General features: G+C 63.5%; 17 protein-coding genes. 5 read left to right on the forward strand and 12 right to left on the reverse strand.

Going from position 1 to position 17,797, the window contains the following annotated elements:
- Positions 1 to 228 precede the first annotated feature (228 nt).
- Complete coding sequence (locus tag E6C48_RS08200) at positions 229 to 1,275, reverse strand: YaaC family protein (protein ID WP_136355973.1); 1,047 nt, start codon at positions 1,273 to 1,275, stop codon at positions 229 to 231.
- A gap of 704 nt (positions 1,276 to 1,979) precedes the next feature.
- Positions 1,980 to 2,861, reverse strand: coding sequence for a LysR family transcriptional regulator (locus E6C48_RS08205; protein ID WP_136355975.1), 882 nt, complete (start codon positions 2,859 to 2,861; stop codon positions 1,980 to 1,982).
- 116 nt (positions 2,862 to 2,977) lie between these two features.
- On the opposite strand from E6C48_RS08205, the gene E6C48_RS08210 reads away from it, so the two are divergent.
- Positions 2,978 to 4,192 (forward strand): pyridoxal phosphate-dependent aminotransferase, encoded by a 1,215-nt coding sequence (locus E6C48_RS08210; protein WP_136355977.1) that lies wholly within the window; start codon positions 2,978 to 2,980, stop codon positions 4,190 to 4,192.
- Positions 4,193 to 4,238: 46 nt separating this feature from the next.
- On the opposite strand, the gene E6C48_RS08215 is transcribed toward E6C48_RS08210, so the two are convergent.
- Positions 4,239 to 4,802, reverse strand: coding sequence for a hypothetical protein (locus E6C48_RS08215; RefSeq protein ID WP_136355979.1), 564 nt, complete (start codon positions 4,800 to 4,802; stop codon positions 4,239 to 4,241).
- A 239-nt stretch (positions 4,803 to 5,041) separates the two neighbouring features.
- Positions 5,042 to 5,977: a hypothetical protein gene (locus E6C48_RS08220; protein WP_136355981.1), complete on the reverse strand. Its 936-nt coding sequence runs from the start codon at positions 5,975 to 5,977 to the stop codon at positions 5,042 to 5,044.
- Positions 5,978 to 6,178: 201 nt separating this feature from the next.
- Here E6C48_RS08220 and E6C48_RS08225 point away from each other — a divergent pair, with 201 nt between their 5' ends.
- From E6C48_RS08225 to E6C48_RS08235, 3 genes are all read left to right on the forward strand, one after another.
- Positions 6,179 to 6,736 (forward strand): hypothetical protein, encoded by a 558-nt coding sequence (locus E6C48_RS08225; RefSeq protein ID WP_206086452.1) that lies wholly within the window; start codon positions 6,179 to 6,181, stop codon positions 6,734 to 6,736.
- A gap of 246 nt (positions 6,737 to 6,982) precedes the next feature.
- Positions 6,983 to 7,735, forward strand: coding sequence for a hypothetical protein (locus E6C48_RS08230; RefSeq protein ID WP_136355982.1), 753 nt, complete (start codon positions 6,983 to 6,985; stop codon positions 7,733 to 7,735).
- 110 nt (positions 7,736 to 7,845) lie between these two features.
- Positions 7,846 to 10,212 (forward strand): autotransporter outer membrane beta-barrel domain-containing protein, encoded by a 2,367-nt coding sequence (locus E6C48_RS08235; protein ID WP_168734483.1) that lies wholly within the window; start codon positions 7,846 to 7,848, stop codon positions 10,210 to 10,212.
- A 3-nt stretch (positions 10,213 to 10,215) separates the two neighbouring features.
- On the opposite strand, the gene E6C48_RS08240 is transcribed toward E6C48_RS08235, so the two are convergent.
- From E6C48_RS08240 to speB, 8 genes are all read right to left on the reverse strand, one after another.
- A complete protein-coding gene (locus tag E6C48_RS08240) occupies positions 10,216 to 10,461 on the reverse strand; it encodes a hypothetical protein (protein WP_136355987.1) in 246 nt (81 codons plus the stop codon).
- A gap of 285 nt (positions 10,462 to 10,746) precedes the next feature.
- On the reverse strand, positions 10,747 to 11,001 hold the full coding sequence (locus tag E6C48_RS08245; protein ID WP_136355989.1) for a DUF982 domain-containing protein: 255 nt from the start codon (positions 10,999 to 11,001) through the stop codon (positions 10,747 to 10,749).
- Positions 11,002 to 11,071: 70 nt separating this feature from the next.
- Complete coding sequence (locus E6C48_RS08250; protein ID WP_230978699.1) at positions 11,072 to 11,344, reverse strand: hypothetical protein; 273 nt, start codon at positions 11,342 to 11,344, stop codon at positions 11,072 to 11,074.
- Positions 11,345 to 11,565: 221 nt separating this feature from the next.
- Positions 11,566 to 12,363 carry an ABC transporter permease gene (locus E6C48_RS08255; protein ID WP_136355991.1) on the reverse strand — a complete coding sequence of 266 codons (798 nt, stop codon included), beginning with the start codon at positions 12,361 to 12,363 and terminating at the stop codon, positions 11,566 to 11,568.
- On the reverse strand, positions 12,360 to 13,214 hold the full coding sequence (locus tag E6C48_RS08260; protein WP_136355993.1) for an ABC transporter permease: 855 nt from the start codon (positions 13,212 to 13,214) through the stop codon (positions 12,360 to 12,362). Before E6C48_RS08260 ends, E6C48_RS08255 begins: the two co-directional genes overlap by 4 nt.
- A complete protein-coding gene (locus E6C48_RS08265; protein ID WP_136355995.1) occupies positions 13,211 to 14,248 on the reverse strand; it encodes an ABC transporter ATP-binding protein in 1,038 nt (345 codons plus the stop codon). The genes E6C48_RS08260 and E6C48_RS08265 overlap by 4 nt, the downstream gene beginning before the upstream one ends.
- A 184-nt stretch (positions 14,249 to 14,432) precedes the next feature.
- Positions 14,433 to 15,521 carry an ABC transporter substrate-binding protein gene (locus tag E6C48_RS08270; RefSeq protein WP_168734484.1) on the reverse strand — a complete coding sequence of 363 codons (1,089 nt, stop codon included), beginning with the start codon at positions 15,519 to 15,521 and terminating at the stop codon, positions 14,433 to 14,435.
- Positions 15,522 to 15,583: 62 nt separating this feature from the next.
- Positions 15,584 to 16,645: an agmatinase gene (gene speB / locus E6C48_RS08275; RefSeq protein WP_136355997.1), complete on the reverse strand. Its 1,062-nt coding sequence runs from the start codon at positions 16,643 to 16,645 to the stop codon at positions 15,584 to 15,586.
- A gap of 180 nt (positions 16,646 to 16,825) precedes the next feature.
- On the opposite strand from speB, the gene gcvA reads away from it, so the two are divergent.
- Positions 16,826 to 17,794, forward strand: a complete 969-nt coding sequence (gcvA, locus tag E6C48_RS08280; protein WP_136355999.1) for a transcriptional regulator GcvA — start codon at positions 16,826 to 16,828, stop codon at positions 17,792 to 17,794.
- The last annotated feature ends 3 nt before the right edge of the window (positions 17,795 to 17,797 follow it).

The following is a 17,797-nucleotide window of genomic DNA, read 5'->3' on the forward strand; positions in this document are numbered from 1 at the left end:
AGCACAGGCCGCAACGAGCAAGAAGGAGAAAGCCGCCCCTTGACCAAAACCTAAGACCCAAACCATACATGAAGGCGGGTCACTTCTCGGCGAAAATCCCGGGTCAGCTCTCAGCGGAAATCAACAGTCGTTCAGTACATCCTCAACCAAGTACCACAAACCAAGCCGTCTTTCTTGACGAATTAGCAGTGCCCCATCCACCATCAACGAAAGATGGATGTCGTAGACTTAGTTGGGCCTCACGCCCGGCATGCGCATTTCTAGGCCTGTGAGTTCACATGCTATCTCATCAACAAATTGATATGGAGATAGTCTAATAAATTCTGAAATTAGCCAATTGACTTTTCCATCGAGGTATTGAGACAGACCTGCCGGATCATAGCGTGATAATTCACTTAGACGATGCATAACAGCCAAAGTGAGAACGAGATTGGATCGAGGAATAATTGTTGCGCCGGCAACAGGTCTCTTTAGGTACCAGAGATCCATTGGTGCGGAGATGAATGAAATTTCTCTTCTCATGCGTCGATGCAACGCGGCGAGGTTTCTTATCGCCTTGTCTTTCTGCTGCTGATTGTCACCGTGCCTGAACCATTTGTACCGCTTCTTCGATCTAACTACGCAACGGTCTTCGTAGCCGTTGTCGACTTCAAAGGAGGACGGGAGAGTTCGGAGCGATCTCGGGTCCGAAAACCGCCCCCTAATCTCTGCCGAGAACCAAATATAAGCGTCAGTCGGATGCTTGCGATAGACCAAATTGTTGAGCGGAATGAATACCTCAGGCTTGGAACGAAACGTGTGGCGGAAAGCTCGATGGATGTACGGGATATTGCCCAACGCATCGAGCAAGCTGAATTCCTTGGGAAGATTTGTCTCGCCTAGGTAGTCGCTCAGGCTGGAGAGTATGCCAGCACCCTGGATGGTGATTATCTCGTTTGAGAGCGTTCTTTTGGATGCTGGGTCCCACTCGCCCGCAACACCGTGTCGATCCGTGAAAGTTTTCTTTTTTACAATGAGCAGGGATTTTACGCAGTTTAAGAAACAGTAGTATGATGTAAGAGGCGCGGACACAGGAGGAAGATCACGCGAGGCCTTATGATAGGCTTCGGCTTGCCTCCAAAAAGGAAGGGCCTCCTTACAATTCCGTGCGAGCCATAAATCCACAAACTCAAAGGTGTCGCGTGTCAGGACACTTTCACTTGAGAACAGAGGGCTCGTGACGCTTTTCCTGAAATATACAGACCTATTCTTATATCTGAGTTCGGGTGCAGGCATGTTCCCCCCAAATCATATCGCAAGCGCGATGTCCGCCGCGGATCAGAAACTACGGAATGCGCGGCAGGAATTCTAGCTGGGTTGCAGAGGGGAATCCGATACCTGCTTGGTCGAATGACCAAGGCCGAATTGGGCCTGAACGGATCGGAAAGGCTTTCCTGATCGATACCAATCACTTGGTGAATGGCCTGTGGCAAAGAGCGATGGTGCGCATCCTCTCCCGAGCCAAATCATAATCCTTGTGTCGGGGGTTCAAATCCCTCCTCCGCTACCATCAAGTCCCACACCCGATGATGTGGTTCTTGGCCAAGACGCCCCTCCGCTACCATCGCCAGCACCCCATTGTATTTCAGGGGTTGGCCGCCTTTTTGCTGTGGCGCGGCGTCAGCCTCGGACAGATCGGCGTTGGTTTCTGGACGGCAAAACTGACTCACTAGCGGGAGAGGCCGGCGCCCAGCCGTTCCAGTCCTATGACTAGGCTGGCTTACGAGCCAAAATGATCTCGCTCGCAAATCGATGACCGAGATTGATTGCATGCCTGCGCTCGACATGCTCCGCTTCCAAGCGGCGACATGATGAAAATCGTTTCTTCCAGAGCCGACACAGCACGCCCCCAACCGGCGTCGAGCCCCGGTGTTCCTGTCACGATCGAATGCGAAGCCGGCAGCGCCGGGGATTTACGCCCAGCGGCAGAACATATCCGCTTATGGATTTCCAGAGGCGGGGGCAATCCCGGCGCACGCGGCGACAAAAGCACGGATTGCCGCAATGCGCGAACTCGACCGGTTCGACAACATGCCGATCGTGCGCCTTGCGGCGCCCGCCAACGGGATTTTGCGCAACCGTAGCCCTTCGGGCCACGGCGGCAGCCAGTCAGGCACGACGGCCACGCCGAGACCGCGGTCGACCAGCGCCGCGATGGAATCGAGCGCGTCCAGTTCCAGCCATTCACGCACCTTCAGCCTGTTCTGGCGCAAGTAGCGATCCACGACCTGCCCACCCCATTGGTTGCGGTCGTAACGGATGAACGGCGTGGCGGTGATCACGGCTTCGGCGCTGGCGACCTCCATCGCCTCCGGGACGATCAGCACCAAGGGTTCCTCGTATAGCGTCAGCCAGTCGACCTCCTTCGATATCGGGAACGGCGGCTTGACGATGACGGCCGCATCGATCCCGCCTGACGACACCTCCTGATGCAGGTCCGCGGATGACCCCGGCCGCACGAAGAGCTCAATGCGCGGATAGTCTCGCCGAAGGGACGTCAGCACGCCAGGCAGAAAGCCCGTCAGGCCCGACGCGGTCGAACCGAGGCGCAATTCGCCCGCAGGCTGGTCGTTGGCGGCGATGACCCGTAAGGCGCGCGCATCGTCGACCAGTTGTCGCGCCTTTTCCAGGACGGCAAGACCAGAAGCCGTCGGCCGCACGGTCCGCCCGGCTCTGGCGACAAGGGAATGCCCCAGTTCACGCTCGATTGTCCTCAGTTGCTGCGCCACCGCGGCGGGTGTCAAATTGAGCCGCCGAGCGGCCTCGGCCATCGAGCCGCACGCGGCCACCTCGATGAAACTTTCAAGGAAACGAACGTCCATAAATCAATTTTTCTATCTTCTAACGCTACAAGAACCGAGATTTTATATCCCCTTTTTGCGCTCTACAACGGCCAGACAATGGGACCGCGGCGCCGGCGTTCCGACAGAGACTTTCAATGAGCGTAGATGACAAGTTCTCCCGGCTGGGCACCGACAACGCGCCCGGCCAGGAGGTCCGCCAGAAGACGGGCGATCTGCACAACCTGATGCGCGGCGCCGCGCTCGCCGGCACGCCGGTCGACTTCTCGCATGGCGACGTCGATGCCTTCACCCCCACGCCCGGTTCCTTCGAGGTCTTTGCCGATGGCGTGCGCGCAGGTGGGCGGCAGGCCTACACCGAATATCGCGGTGCCGCCGCGATCCGTGAGGACCTTGCCGGCAAGCTGGCGGCCTTCACCGGCGCGCCGGTCGACGCGGCTGACGGGATGATCCTGACGCCGGGCACGCAAGGGGCGCTGTTTCTCGCCATCGCCAGTACGGTGGGGCGCGGCGACAAGGTGGCGGTCGTCCAGCCCGACTATTTCGCCAATCGCAAGCTCGTCGAGTTCTTCGAGGGCGAGATGATGCCGGTACGTCTCGACTACATGAAGGACGGTGCCGACGCCGGGCTTGACCTCGGCCAACTGGAGGATGCGTTCCGGCGGGGCGCCAAGGTGTTCGTCTTCTCCAATCCCAACAATCCGGTTGGCGTGGTCTACTCCGAGGCCGAAATCCGCCAGATCGCCGAGCTGGCGGGAAGGTACGGCGTCACCGTCATCGCCGACCAGCTCTATTCGCGCCTGCGTTATTCCGACGCCTCCTACACGCACCTGCGCGCCAGCGGCATCGACCCCGACAAGATCGTCACCATCATGGGGCCTTCCAAGACGGAATCGCTGAGCGGCTATCGCCTCGGCGTCGCCTTCGGCGCACCGAAGCTGGTCGGGCGCATGGAGAAGTTACAGGCCATCGTCTCGCTGCGTGCCGGCGGCTACAGCCAGACCGTCCTGCAAACCTGGTTCTCCGAGCCCGAGGGCTGGATTGACGAGCGCACCCGTCTGCACAAGGCCATCCGCGACGACCTGCTCGAGGCGCTGCGGGCGGTGGAAGGCGTCGCGGCCCGCACGCCGCAGGCCGGCAGCTACCTGTTTCCGCGCCTGCCAGATATGGCCGTCACGCCTTCGGATTTTGTCCGCATCCTGCGTCTGCAGGCCGGGGTCGTAGTCACGCCGGGGACCGAATTCAGCCCGCATTCCGCCACCAGCGTGCGCCTGAACTTCTCGCAGGATCATGCGGCCGCGGTGGGCGCCGTAGAGCGGATGGTCGAGCTTGTTGCGCGCTACCGCGCATGAGCGGGACGCAGGCGTCCACGCCGTCCCGACCTTCCCAGGATCGGCCTCAGACCGTCCTGCTCGCGACGGCATGCGCCGCAAGGCCGCGGCCGGCCTCGGCGTCGTGATCGATCGAACTGCGCATCAGCATGATGTTGCCCATGAATTCGACGCCGCTGGCCATCGAATCCATGATGACGCGGGCGGTTTCGTTGACGCCCACCGTGTTGCCCACTAGGGACAGTTCCGACGGCAGTTCGATGACGCCGAGCGTCGTCATGGTCTTGTAGATCTGGCTCAGATGCAGGCAGGACCACTTCATCGACATTGTGAGCGGGCACTTCATGTAGAGCGTCGGCTGCGTATGCCAGATTTTCAGGCCGTTCCGGTTCTCCAGCGTGAAGTGAAGGTCGACCTGGTCGTTGAGCCGGAACTCCCGGTGGAAGATCGCCTGCGCGACGGCTTCGCACCCGGCCAGCAGACCGTCGAGGTCGAGCGAGGCAAGCGGCTGGCTGATCTCGTCGAGCGCGCGGCGCCCCTGGTAGCCGACGACGAGCCGCGGCTCGCCCGGTCCGGCCACAACCTCGGTGCCGAGCACTTTCAAGCTGTACGAGACGTCGCTCGCGGGCATTGATCTCTCCGGAATCGCCTGGACGAAATCGCCATCCGATCTTTCCGGATCATACAACATCCTGTCTTGGCGGCAATGCGGCAGCGACGCACGCCGGACTTCGAAGCGCGCGGGAGCCAAGCTGACGCCGATGTTTCGGGCGGCATCAAGACGATGGCCGACCGGGTACGGGATCGGGCGCTGAGCGAGATCGGAGCGGCAGGCCCGGACGGGTACAGGATGCGATCATCGCACGTGCTTCATGCCTGATGCCGTAGCCAATGACGGTCGAACACGCCGACAATCGAGCGAAAACTGGCTTCCGAAACCTGGCACGGCCCGGCGCTTCCGTCCTCGTCGAGGAACTGCCACAGTTCGCGATCGAGCGACCGGCCGTCGCCATCCAGCCCGATGCCCAGCGCTCTCAGGTCTTCGACGAGCGATTCCGAGGGTTGGAGATAACCTCCCCATCCGTCCGGCGGCGTTGCCGAACTGGGCAACCGGATCAAAATGATGCGCGCGGCCGAGGGAAGCGGCTCCGGGCCGATGATCGTCGTGCCGCACATATAGCCGGCAAGCACGCTGCCCGGCGGCGATGGCAGGAAAAGGCTGAGGAAGAATTGCGCGTCGCCGCCGGCTTCCCGCAGGTGTATGTAGAGCCCGCGTTTCGCGAGCGTGACGGCTCCCGTCATGACGAAGGAGCCGGTCGGCAGGGCTTCGGTATAGGTGGCGCTCATGCCGTGCGTCCGCGTGTCCATTTTGATGGATACCGTGCTGCGGATGAGCTGGCCGCGATAGTACGGGGACAGCGCCTTGGAGTAGCAGGCGTAGGACCCGGACAGCGTCGCATCCGTGCCCTGGTCGACAAGATGGGGCGACGAAATCTGCGCGCCCATCCGACGCTCCAGCTCCGACCGGTCGATGCCGTGGCGCTCGCAGATTGCCTCGACGAACGCTTCCAGGGCGCTTTGCGCGACCCACGCGCCGGGACGGTCCAGGTCGAGGACCCTCGCCCAGTCTTCGTAGACGCTGAGCTGGCGCGGCTGCGAACGGCCTTGCAGCCATTTGTCGGCACGCCCGAGATCGAACGAGGTTTCCGGATTGGCCCGGCGAAATGCGGCAGCCAGATCCTTGCGCGAAACTGCGCCAAGCAGCGCTGCGGTTATCCGCAACTTCTCGGCAATATGCTGCGCCATTCATCCCCCGAAGCCAGGCCCACACCAGGATATTTCCGCCAAAAATCCAAAGATTTCCAGGAAATTTCCGCCCGGAAAACCTGTCGGTGACGACCCTCTGATATTACGCTTCCCGACGAGGGGTAACAGCGGATTCGACCTCCGGCAAGTGCCTTGGAACTCATTCCCGAACGCCAGACATCGGCTTCGGAGACGCGAGGCATGTGCGAAATCGAGAATCCGAGCCGTGCGGAGGAAGTCGAAAAGCGCGACGCGCAGCAGGCCGCACGATGGAAGGAAAAGAAGATGTTGCGTACCGGACTTGTGCTCGCAATCCTCGTATCCGCCTCGGCCGCGACCGCAGCGGAGAGCGTCTCGGTCAAGGAAGGACTGCGCATCGCCACGATCGGCGGCTGCCACGATTGCCACACCGAAGGTTTTGCCGAGAGCGGCGGCCAGGTCGACCCGGCAAAGGCGCTGATGGGCAGCCATGTCGGCTTCCAGGGGCCGTGGGGCACGACCTATCCCGCCAACATCCGCCTTGTCCTGTCCAGGATGAGTGAGGACGAATTCGTCAGCTACGGCCACGAGGTCAAGACGCGGCCGCCGATGCCGTGGTTCGGCCTGCATGCGATGACCGACGGCGAGTTGCGGTCGATCTATCAATACGTCAAGTCGCTCGGGGCACCGGGCGAGCCTGCGCCGGACTATGTGAAACCCGGCGAAGCGCCCAAGACCCCCTTCATCGTCTTCGCTCCGCCGCAGATGCCGGCGAACTAGGCGGCGGCCGCCTGTGTCAGCCGCAGCCATGCCATCGCCTGCCCTCCCGCCCCGAGCGGGAGGCAGGGGAAATCGGCGCCTTCGAGCGAAGCCAAGGGGCACGCGCAGCGTCTTCTGGCGTCTTCGGCCCGGCCGGGCTCTGTTCGCGGACAATGCCCCAGGCGTCGGCTTGACGATCGCGATCGACAGGTATTCAACCGCAATTCATCTCCCGCGGCGGCGGCGGGAATCAGGGGCAGTGGGGTAATGCAGCAGTTTAACCAGTTTTGGGTAGCGCGCAGGCGCGCCCTTCTCTCCGGCGCGGCTTTCGCCGGCGTGTTGCTAGCCGGCGTCGCGGGCCAGCCGGCGCTAGCGGCCTGCACCTTTTCGGACGCCAATACGTTTTCCTGCGGCTCGATGGTGACAGGGCCAGCGGACGTCATGATCAATGCCACCAGCGAGGCGACCACGGGCACGATCGAAGCCGGCGCGACAATCAGCGGATTGGGGTTGGGTATCGTGGCAGGCCCGGGTGGTTCCCTCAATATTATCAATAACGGCGCAGTGACCGGATCCATCATAGGCCTGACTATTGGGTCTGTTGCAGGCAACATCACCTATTCGGGCAATGGTAGCGCCAGCGGTGGCCTTGCGGCCGCAGGCCTCAGCATTTTCGCCGGGCCCGGCACCATCGCGGTCGGCACGGCCGACACGCCCGTCATACCGAACTTTTCCGGATTTGCCGGTCTTGCGACCGTTTCGTCCACAGCGACGTCGATCTTCCTGAATGGCGGCAGCCTCTCCAGCCTTGGCGCCTATGGCTTGCAGATGCAGGGTGGAGACGTGTCGGCCAAGCTGACGGGGGTACGACCATCGCGAATGCCGGCACGGCAGGGACCGGCTATGGCATTTTTTCGTCGTCCGTCGCCGGTCCGACGAGCATCGCATCGGACGCGAATATCGGTGGTGCCGGAAGCTCTTTCGCTTACGGCATCATGTCTGAGGGAGACGACAGTATAGCTCTGTCGCAAACCGGCGGGACGATCCATGCGGCTACGGCAGGATTGGCTGCGATCAGCACAGGGGACGACGCTGTTTCGGTTGATACCGCAGCGGGCAGTTCGATTTCCATGGACGATTGGCACGTCGGCGCGGGTATCCGGGTCAGCACCCAGGCGGCCGCGGTCAATGTCAGGGCGGCCGGTACGATCAGCAACACGCAGGCCGGGATCATGGTCGACAGCGTTACCGGGGCGGTCAACGTCACGGCCGCCGGCACGATCAGCGGAACGCAGTTCGGGATTGGAGCTCAAAGCGCTGGCTTGGTTAACGTCGCGGTTCCCGGCGCAATCAGTGCATTGGGAGCAGGCGTCCTGGCGGTGGGCGATAATGTCACAGTTGCGGTGGACGGGGAAATCACTGCCGGTGCTGTTGGTATCTTGGCCGGCGGCGGAGGTACCCACGATGCGCAGATCTCGGTGGGCAGCGGCGCGACGGTACAAGGCACGAGTTTGGCCGGCGTATGGGTTAGTGCTAACAACAGTCGCATCGACAACAGCGGCACGATCGTCGGTGGGATCATGTCCGGCGGCGGCAGCACAACGGTCAACAATGCCGGCAGCATCACTGGTACGAGCGGCATTGCGGTGTATCTTGTCGGCGGCGCCAACAACACCTTCGTCATGAGCGGGCCGAACGCGACGTTGACCGGCCAGGCCATAGGCAGCGGCACGGACACTTTCCGCTTCGCCGGCACTGGCAGCAACACCTTCGATGTCGGCCAGATCGATGCGGGCTGGACGCTTCTCGACAAGGTCAGCTCGTCCAACTGGTCGCTTACCGGCACGTCGACCTACGCGGGACCGGTTACCGTCAACGGCGGCACGCTGTCGGTGAACGGCGATCTCACCTCGGCCTCAGGCATCTCGGTCAATACGGGCGGCGCGCTCGGCGGCAACGGCACGGTCGGCAACACCACGATCAGCGGCGGCACGCTGGCACCAGGCAACTCGGTCGGCACGCTGACGGTCAACGGAAACCTGACATTCAACGGCAGCTCGAATTACCTGACCGAAGTGACGCGCGCCGGTGCAGACAAGACCATCGTCACCGGCACCGCCAATCTCGACGGGAAGGTCGTAGTGAAGCCGCTGGCGCATATCGGAAAGACGACGACCTATACGATCATGACAGCGGGTACCGAAAACGGCGCCTTCTCCGGCGTGGATTTCCTTACCGTGAACAATTTTGCAAGGAACCCACAACTGACCTATGCCGGCAACGATGTGCTGCTGACGCTCGACCCCGGCCTGTTGTCGCCGGCGCTGGTGGGCAACGTCACGCCCAACCAGAAGGGCGTCGCGGCAGGGATCGACAGCGCGATCGTTGGCGGCGTTGTCTTGCCGGACAGCTTCGACGCGCTGTTCGCGCTATCGGGTGGTCCTCTGCGCGCTGCGCTGTCGCAGCTCTCGGGCGAGATCCACGCCTCGGCCAGGACGGCGCTGATGGAGGACAGCCGCTTCCTGCGCGATGCCGTCAACGAGCGCATCCGCGCCGCCTTCGCCGGCGTCGGCGCGGCGGCTTCGCCGGTGCTGGCCTATGGCGAGACGGATACGGATGGTGCCGCGACAGCGGCCATCAACCACGCGCTGGCGCCGGCCGATACGGCAAGCGTGGCGGCATGGGGCTCGGTCTTCGGCTCCTGGGGCTCGACCGCCGGCGACGGCAATGCCGCCGGGCTCGACCGCTCCGCCGGTGGCTTCTTCACCGGCATCGACGGGCTGGTGGCGGACAATGTCCGCCTCGGCATCATGACCGGCTACAGCCATGCGAGCTTCGCCATCGACGGCCGCGCCTCTTCCGGCTCCAGCGACAGCTATCATCTGGGCCTCTATGGCGGCACTGAGATGGGCGCGCTCGGCCTGCGCTCGGGCCTCGCCTACAGCTGGCACGACATTTCGACGGCCCGCTCGGTCGCTTTCCCCGGCTTTGCCGACAGTCTGAGCTCCGACTACGACGCCGGCACCTTCCAGGCCTTCGGCGAGGCGGGCTACCGCATCGACACGGCGAGCGCCTCGTTCGAGCCGTTCGCCAACCTTGCCTATGTCAGCCTGCACACCGACGGCTTCACCGAGAAAGGCGGTGCGGCGGCCCTCACCAGCGCCGGCCAGACCACGGACACCACCTTCACCACGCTGGGCGTGCGCGCCTCGACCGGCTTCCACCTCGGCGGCATGACGGCGACGGCACGCGGCATGGTCGGCTGGCGTCATGCCTTCGGCGACACCACGCCGCTGGCCACACCAGCCTTCGCCTTTGCCGCTGCAAACAGCTTCGCCATCGCCGGCACCCCGATCGCGAAGGATGCCGCCGTGCTCGAAGCCGGGCTCGACTTCGCCATCTCCGACAACGCCACGCTCGGCCTCTCCTACACCGGACAGTTCGGCGCACACGCCACCGACAATGGCGCGAAAGCCAATCTCAGCGTCAGGTTCTGAGGACTACACGGCCGGCTGGTGCGAGGCCGGCCGGCTGCTTAAACCCGGCCCCCTCTCCAGCAACGCTATCATCTGGCTTCGGGAGAACCGCATCCTGTAGCGGTACTGCGAGTTATCGTAGATACCGCTGGCGCAGAAGATCAGTTCGACATCGTCGCCGTCGCCACGAACCTCCAGTTCATGCAGCGACTGTTCCAGGATCGTCTTTTCGCTGCCCTGCCGCTTCGCCGGGCCCACTTTCAGATACATCGCACCCTCCGTCGATACTTTTGCGATCGAGCGAAAGCGATGGTTGAAGTGGCTGAGATATGGTCGCCCAAAGCCGTCATCCAAACGCAGTCGCATTGGATTCAGGCCCAGGCCGGATGAACTGCCTCGCCCCCACAGCGAGGCCCACGTACATCTGGGCAGCGAAAATTCTAGCATTGCGCGCCGAAGCGCGTCAACGCTACCCGCCCCGCCGAAAGCTTCCGTGCCGTGGGCCGGCACGCCCGGCACCGTTGCGGATACGGCAGGCCCGTCCCGCGTTGGCCCTCACCTGCCCGGCGCGATTAGCCTGGCGCTGCGGGCTGCCTTGACGAAGGCGCGGCGGCAGCTGCTGCCCGATTGCCAGCCATCGAGCGCATCCCGGCATGTGCGAAGCGCCCTGCGATAGGCGCGGCTATGGGTCGAACGGTCGGGCCAGCCGTCATGCATCGCTTCGATGGCTTCATAGGCACTGTCGACCTTGCGTTGCCCTGTGGGTCTCAGGTTGAGAACGACAGGGTGAGAGAACAAGACGTCTTCCAACACGCCCTCCTCATCAAGAACCGGCGAGATGAAGGCGACGGACTCGCGCCCGTCGCCTTCGCGCCGATCTCTACAATTTCGCCTCTTGAAGCCGGGCCGAGAGCTTTTGCCGGTCCTCGGCCGATTTCAACCGGATCGTCATCGCCTCGCTCTTGACCGGGACTTGCGGAGGCAGGCTGATCGGAACCTCCGGGGCGTGCTGCTCGGCCCACTGCTTGAAACGAGGCAACTTGTTCGGGCCGTTGATCGGGAAGGTGAAGCTGTATCTGAAGGTCATGGTGACAGTCCAAAGGCTTGGCGCGCGGAAACAGGCGCACGCGAACGGCGCCACGATCCTGGACACGCAGGGATTTCGAGTTGGGGGTATCGCTCCTGATCCTGGCGCCGCTCTTGCTCTCGCAGGTAGTGACGCCAGGCTATCAGCCTATCAGAAGGCAGCCTTTGAAGAATATGGAGCGCTGTTGCATGCCGTCTGTGTCGGCCAAAGCGCCCGAAAAGTCAAACCGGGGACGGCAGGCATCACCCTCGGCGGAATCGGCCGAGTCCGACCGATCGCTGAGCGCATCAGCTGTCCTCGGAACTCAGGGCGCCGAGCAGGCGCCGGATATCACCGAAGCGGGCGATGCTGCCGAAAACCAGCGCTGCCACCGCGACGAAAAAGACGGAAACCGAAGCCATGGTCGGCGTGTACCCGTAGCGCAGCGCATTGAAGATCTTGATCGGCAGCGTCTCGGTGGTGAAGCCGATGGTCATGTAGGCGATGATGTATTCATTCAGCGACAGCACGAAGGCGAAGGCGTAGCCGGAGATCAGATAAGGCAGGATCAGCGGCAGGACGACGGTACGCGCGACCGTGCGATCGTCGGCGCCCATGGTGGCGGCAGCCTCGACCAGCGATCGGTCGATGGAAGCAAAGCCCAGCGACAGCGTCACCAGCGGCAGCGTGACGAAAAAGATCGCGTGGCTGACGATGGCCGTGAAGAACTGGCCGAACAGGCCGAGCGTCGCCCAGAAGGACAGGAAGCCGAGCGCGGTGATGACCGGCGGCAGGATGAAGGGCGCCAGCCCCAGCACCTGGAAGACGTTTGCCCAGGGCGCGATGCGCCGCCACAGGAACCAGGCGAGCGGCAGCGCGATGAGCACGGCGAGCGCCGCCGAGCAGACGGCCAACGTCAGCGAATGGAAAAGTGCCGCCCGCCATTCCGGGTCGGTGAAGATCTGCGCGTACCAGGCGAGAGAAAAGCCGCGCGGCGGGAAAGTCAGGTCCTGCTTCTCGTTGACCGAGACGCCCGCGACGACGAGCAGCGGCGCCGCAAGGAACAGCGCGACGGCGAGGAAATAGAGACGGCGCAGCGCATTCATGCGGCGTTCTCCCGACGGCCGACGAGCAGGGTCAGGCCGACAAGCGACAGCGAGATCAGCACGAGGAACACCGCCATCGCCGCGGCGAAAGGCATGTTCGACTGGTAGATCGCCTGGTCGGTTATCAGCACCGACAGCGTCCAGTGCCGCGGCCGGCCCAGGATCTGCGGCAAAAGGTAGGAGCCGAGCGCGAAGACGAACACCATGATCAGCGTCGCCACGATGGTGTTGCGCAAGGCCGGCACCACCACATTGAAGAAGGCGCGCATCGGCGAGGCGCCGAGCGTCCGCGCGGCCTCGGTCATCGTCGGGTCGAGCCGCACCAGCGCGGGATAGAGCACCAGGATCGTGTAGGGCAGCGCCTGGTAGACCATGCCGGTCAGCACAGCGCCGAAGGTCGGCAGCAGCGCCACGGGCTCGCTCATCAGGCCGACGGCGACGAAGAGGTTGGTGATGCCGGCGGTGCGCGAGAACAGCGTCGACCAGGCAAAACCGATGATGACTTCCGACAGCGACAGCACCGAAAGCAGGCCGACCAGCCAGACGGTCTGGACGCGGCGCGGCCGTTTGGTCAGCAGGTAGGTGAACGGAAAGGCGACGACGATGCAGCACGCCGCCACCGTCACCGCCAGCATCAGCGAGAAGCCGAGCACCTCGCCGAAGAACGCGGAGAGGAAGCGGGCATAGTTGTCGAACACGAAATCCGGCTTGTAGAAGCCGGCCGGGTCGCGCTTGAAGAACGACACCGCGATCATGATCGAGAACGGCACGACGAAGAAGACGATCAGCATCAGTGCCGGGAAAGCCAGCGGCGCGTAGTCGGCCGGGCTTCTGGGCGGCTCGCGTCTCACGACTTCACCACCACGCAGCTTTCGGCGGGCAGGAGAACGCCGACCTTTTGCCCGACCTGCACGTCCGGCCGCTCGCGTGGCGTGGCCACCGCCGTGATGGTCGTGCCAGCGGCCTCGACGAAGGTTTCGATCGTGCCGCCGAGGTCGCGCACGAACGTCACCGTGCCGTCGAGCATGCCCTTGCCGGGCGCCGTCAGCCGCACGTCTTCCGGCCGGATCGAGATCGTCGCCTTCGTCATACCCGAGGGACAGGCCAGTTCGGGGACGGCCGCCCCCAGCACGGTCGAGCGGCCGGCGCCGTCCTTCTCGACCGGAAGCAGATTGGTGATGCCGATGAAGTCGGCGACGAAGGCGTCGGCCGGCTTGCGGTAGATCTCGATCGGCGCCGCCGCCTGCAGGATTTTTCCTTTGCCCATAACGACGACGAGGTCGGCCATGGTCATGGCCTCACGCTGGTCGTGGGTGACGACGATGGTCGTGATGCCGAGCCTCTGCTGCAGTTGTCGAAGCTCCACCTGCATAGCCTCGCGCAGCTTGGCGTCGAGTGCCGACAGCGGTTCGTCCAGCAGGAAAAGCTTCGGCGACAGCGCCAGCGCCCGGGCGATCGCCACGCGCTGCCGCTGGCCGCCGGAAAGCTTCGTCACCGGCCGGTCGGCGAAACCGGACAGGTGGATCATGGAAAGCAGTTCCTCGACGCGCTTGCGCTGGTCCTGCTTCGAGGCACCGCGGATGCGCAGCGCATAGGCGATGTTGTCGCCGACGGTCAGATGCGGGAACAGCGCCAGCGACTGGAACACCATGCCGAGGTTGCGCTTGTGCGTCGGCAGCGTCGTGATGTCGTCGCCATCGAGCACGATGGCGCCGGCGCTCGGTTCTTCCAGTCCAGCGATCATGCGAAGCAGCGTGGTCTTGCCGCAGCCGGATGGCCCGAGCAGGCACACGAACGAGCCGTGCGGGACGGCGAGCGTAACGTCGTCGACGGCCGCGAAGTCGCCGAAGCGTTTCGTTATCGCATTGATGGACAGGCCGGACATGAAGGATTTTTCTCCGTATGCCGGTTCGTTGAGCGGGTGAAGCTGCTTGCCCTCTCCTCGCGAACGGGAGAGATGCCCGGCAGGACAGTGAGGGGCGGCGCTTAGCTGTGAAAGTTTAGCTCTGCCCCTCATCCGGCCCTGCGGGCCACCTTCTCCCCGTGAACGGGGAGAAGGAAAAAGGGGCTCACCCGACGATCAGTTCGGTCCACTTCTGGTTAATCTCGTCGGCTTTCGAGGTATAGAGGTCGTAGCGCGGGATGATCGGCTCGATATCCGACGAGACCGCCGCGAACTCCTTCTCGTTGAGGTCGAGCACCTCCTTTTTCAGCGTCGGCTGCGTGCCGACCTTGCGCGACATCAGGCCCTGGATCGACGGCTGACTCATATAGTCGATGAAGGCATGCGCCTCGTCGACTTTCTTCGAGGCGCGCGACAGGCACCAGTTGCCGGAATCCTGGATGCCGCCTTCCTTCGGAAAGGTCGAGCGGACATGGAAGCCATCGGCGATCGCGAGACCCGTCACGTCGTGATAATACTGGCCCATCGGGATTTCGCCCGACTTCAGCGCCTGTTCGAACTGCGCCTCGTCGCGATACCAGAGCCGGACGTTCGGCTTCACCTCGGCGAGCTTGGCGAAAGCCTTGTCCAGTCCGTCGGCGGTGCTGAGAGCATCGGTGCCGCCAAAGAAGGTCTTGGCCGTCACTTCCAAAAGGAAGGAGTTGGAGGCGAGCGCCAGCAGGCCGAGCTTGTCCTTCTTGTCGTCTTCCCACAACGCCGCCCAGGACGTCGGCGCTTCCTTGAAGACATCGGTGTTGGAAACCAGTGTGATCCACCACGCCACCGCCCCGATGCCGGCGACGCGACCGTCCGGATACTTGTTGATGAAACGCGGCAGCAGGTCGCCGTAGTGCTTGAATTTCGAAGTATCGAGCGGCGTCCACAATTCCGTCGCCTGGCCCTTCAGCGTCGTCGTCTGCGACATCATGGAGAGGTCGGCGGGCGCCTGCCCGGCCTTGGCGGCCTGCTCGAGCTGCACCAGCCAGGCTTCGCCGGTCGGCTCGGCCACAGATTCCACGGCGATGCCGGTCGCCTTTGTGAAGTCGGGGAAGATGTGGCTGTCGAACGATTTCTTGAAATAACCGCCGTAGACGCCGACCTTGAGCGACTTGTCCTGCGCACGCAGAACCGCCGGCATGGCGAGCGTGCCAGCCGCGGCGATGCCGGCGCCGAGCACGGTGCGCCGGCTGAGCGACGTTTCCATCAGTTTCTTCATCGGCGTTCTCCTTCCCTCTCCGGGCTCGGCCCGGGTTCCCGTTTGATCTTATGCTTTTTCGTTCACGCAGTCTTGCCCTTCAAGGCCGGGCTGAACACCATCAGGCTGAGAATCTCGAACAGCATCTGGGCGCCGGCATGGGCCGTGTTGGTCGTCGCATCGTATTGCGGCGCCACCTCCACCACGTCGCCGCCGACGAAGTTCAGCCCCTTGAGTCCGCGCAGGATTTCCAGCGCCTCGCGCGTCGTCAACCCGCCGATCTCCGGCGTGCCGGTGCCGGGCGCGAAGGCCGGGTCCAGGCTGTCGATGTCGAAGGACAGGTAGGTCGGTCCGTCGCCGACGATCTTTTTCGCCTTCTCGATGACGGCCGGAATGCCGAGGCCAGAAATCTCCTCGGCATGGATGACCGTCATGCCGGACTCGTAGGAGAACTCCCACAGATATTCCGAGGAACCGCGAATGCCGATCTGGATGGTGCGGGTCGGGTCGAGCACGCCGTCGAGCACCGCGTTGCGGAACGGCCCGCCGTGGTGGAACTTGGTGAGGTCGTAGGCGCCACCGGTGTCGCAATGCGCGTCGATGTGGATCATGCCCACGGCGCGCTTCTTGCCGACGGCCTTGAGGATCGGATGGGTGATCGAATGGTCGCCGCCGACTGACAAGGGTACCACGCCGGCGTCGACCACCTGGTTCAGCCGCTTCTCGATATCCTCATGGCTGAGTTCCAGCCGGTAGCGGCTGCGGAACGGCACGTCGCCGATATCCGCGACCTTCAGTTCGTAGGTCGGCGCGCAGTCGAGCACATGGTTGTAGGGGCCGATGCGTTCGATGGCGCGGACGGCACGCGGCCCGAAGCGGGAGCCGGTGCGGTTGGTGACGCCGAGGTCCATCGGCACCCCGATCATCGCCACCTGCAGATCGCCGAAATCCGGGTTCTCGGCAGCGATCTCACGATAGGGCGCGGCAAGGAACGTCGGGATGCCGGAATAGGGCGCGACGCGCGTGCCGCTCTTGGTGAAGATCTTGTCGGCAACGCGGCGGAACTTCGGATCGAACAACTCGCCACCGTGGCTTTCGCCATACTTGGCGCGCAAGGCATCCAGCTTCGACTGATTGAAACCCATCTCTGTTCCTCCGTGCAGGACTGCCGCCGCCGGATGCCGGCGCGCGCAAGGCTTCTGATGCCTGTAGTCCCGTCTTTATGCTTGTTGGCAGGGATTTTCGGCGCGGAGGAATAGAAAAGCAATTGATATTGTTATAGCTTCCCATGTGAGAAAACCTCACATATTGGCCAGGAACCGCCGATGACCAAGCGCCTGCCGCCGCTCAATCCGCTGCGTGCGTTCGAGGCGACCGCCCGGCATGGCTCGCTGAGCAAGGCGGCGGCTGAACTGAACGTCACGCACGGCGCCGTCAGCCACCAGATCAAGGCGCTCGAACAGTCGCTCGGGATCAAGCTGTTCGAGCGCGCCGGCCTGCGGCTGAAGACGACGCCGCATGGCGCCGAACTGCTGCCCGCCGTTTCGTCGGCCTTCGACGGCATCGCCGCCGCCACGCAGCGGCTGACTCGCCCGGCATCGAGCGGCGCGCTGTCGCTGTCCTGCGTGCCCGCGCTGCTGTCGCTGTGGCTGATCCCGCGGCTCGGCGACTTCATGGCGCAATATCCCGACATCCGCCTGCGGCTGACCGCGTCGAACGATCCGGCCAACATCCGCTCGCCGGAACTCTACCTGTGTCTGCTCTACGGCGACGGCAGCTGGAGCGACTGCTGGATGCGAAAGTGGTCCGGGCTGGAACTGTTCCCAGTCGTCAGCCCGACACTGGTCAACAACCGGCCGCTGCGCACCATCCGCGACCTTGCCGACCATGTACTTCTGCATGGCGACGACGGCCGCGAATGGCACACATGGCTGACCGCCGCCGACGCGCTCGACCTGGAACGGGGCCGGCGGCACCGCTTCGACGACGCGCATCTGTCGATCGGCGCGGCGCTCCACGGCCACGGCGTGGCGCTGGGCGACTCGGTGACGGCAAGCGACCTGCTGGCGCGCGGGCAACTGGTGGCGCCGTTCGGATTGTCGGTCCCGGCGGTCTACGATTTCTACATCGCCTGTCGCAACGAGATGCGGGCGGCCCCGATCGTGCAGGTCTTTACCGAATGGCTTTTCGCCGAAAAGGCCAAATCCTCAGGACGCCTGGCAAACCCCGTGACCTCGCGCATCGGCACGCGGCGCAGGCGCCAACCGGAAAAGGATGGCGCGACTGGGGGCTGATGC

The sequence above is a fragment of the Ollibium composti genome (assembly GCF_004801285.1).
Lineage (GTDB): Bacteria > Pseudomonadota > Alphaproteobacteria > Rhizobiales > Rhizobiaceae > Mesorhizobium > Mesorhizobium composti.

What these genes read in the sequence shown, in the direction of transcription:
- E6C48_RS08200 (WP_136355973.1), bottom strand. Translation starts at nt 1,275, where the DNA reads ATGCCTGCACCCGAACTCAGATATAAGAATAGGTCTGTATATTTCAGG.
- E6C48_RS08205 (WP_136355975.1), bottom strand. Translation starts at nt 2,861, where the DNA reads ATGGACGTTCGTTTCCTTGAAAGTTTCATCGAGGTGGCCGCGTGCGGC.
- E6C48_RS08210 (WP_136355977.1), top strand. Translation starts at nt 2,978, where the DNA reads ATGAGCGTAGATGACAAGTTCTCCCGGCTGGGCACCGACAACGCGCCC.
- E6C48_RS08215 (WP_136355979.1), bottom strand. Translation starts at nt 4,802, where the DNA reads ATGCCCGCGAGCGACGTCTCGTACAGCTTGAAAGTGCTCGGCACCGAG.
- E6C48_RS08220 (WP_136355981.1), bottom strand. Translation starts at nt 5,977, where the DNA reads ATGGCGCAGCATATTGCCGAGAAGTTGCGGATAACCGCAGCGCTGCTT.
- E6C48_RS08225 (WP_206086452.1), top strand. Translation starts at nt 6,179, where the DNA reads ATGTGCGAAATCGAGAATCCGAGCCGTGCGGAGGAAGTCGAAAAGCGC.
- E6C48_RS08230 (WP_136355982.1), top strand. Translation starts at nt 6,983, where the DNA reads ATGCAGCAGTTTAACCAGTTTTGGGTAGCGCGCAGGCGCGCCCTTCTC.
- E6C48_RS08235 (WP_168734483.1), top strand. Translation starts at nt 7,846, where the DNA reads ATGGACGATTGGCACGTCGGCGCGGGTATCCGGGTCAGCACCCAGGCG.
- E6C48_RS08240 (WP_136355987.1), bottom strand. Translation starts at nt 10,461, where the DNA reads ATGTATCTGAAAGTGGGCCCGGCGAAGCGGCAGGGCAGCGAAAAGACG.
- E6C48_RS08255 (WP_136355991.1), bottom strand. Translation starts at nt 12,363, where the DNA reads ATGAATGCGCTGCGCCGTCTCTATTTCCTCGCCGTCGCGCTGTTCCTT.
- E6C48_RS08265 (WP_136355995.1), bottom strand. Translation starts at nt 14,248, where the DNA reads ATGTCCGGCCTGTCCATCAATGCGATAACGAAACGCTTCGGCGACTTC.
- E6C48_RS08270 (WP_168734484.1), bottom strand. Translation starts at nt 15,521, where the DNA reads ATGAAGAAACTGATGGAAACGTCGCTCAGCCGGCGCACCGTGCTCGGC.
- speB (WP_136355997.1), bottom strand. Translation starts at nt 16,645, where the DNA reads ATGGGTTTCAATCAGTCGAAGCTGGATGCCTTGCGCGCCAAGTATGGC.
- gcvA (WP_136355999.1), top strand. Translation starts at nt 16,826, where the DNA reads ATGACCAAGCGCCTGCCGCCGCTCAATCCGCTGCGTGCGTTCGAGGCG.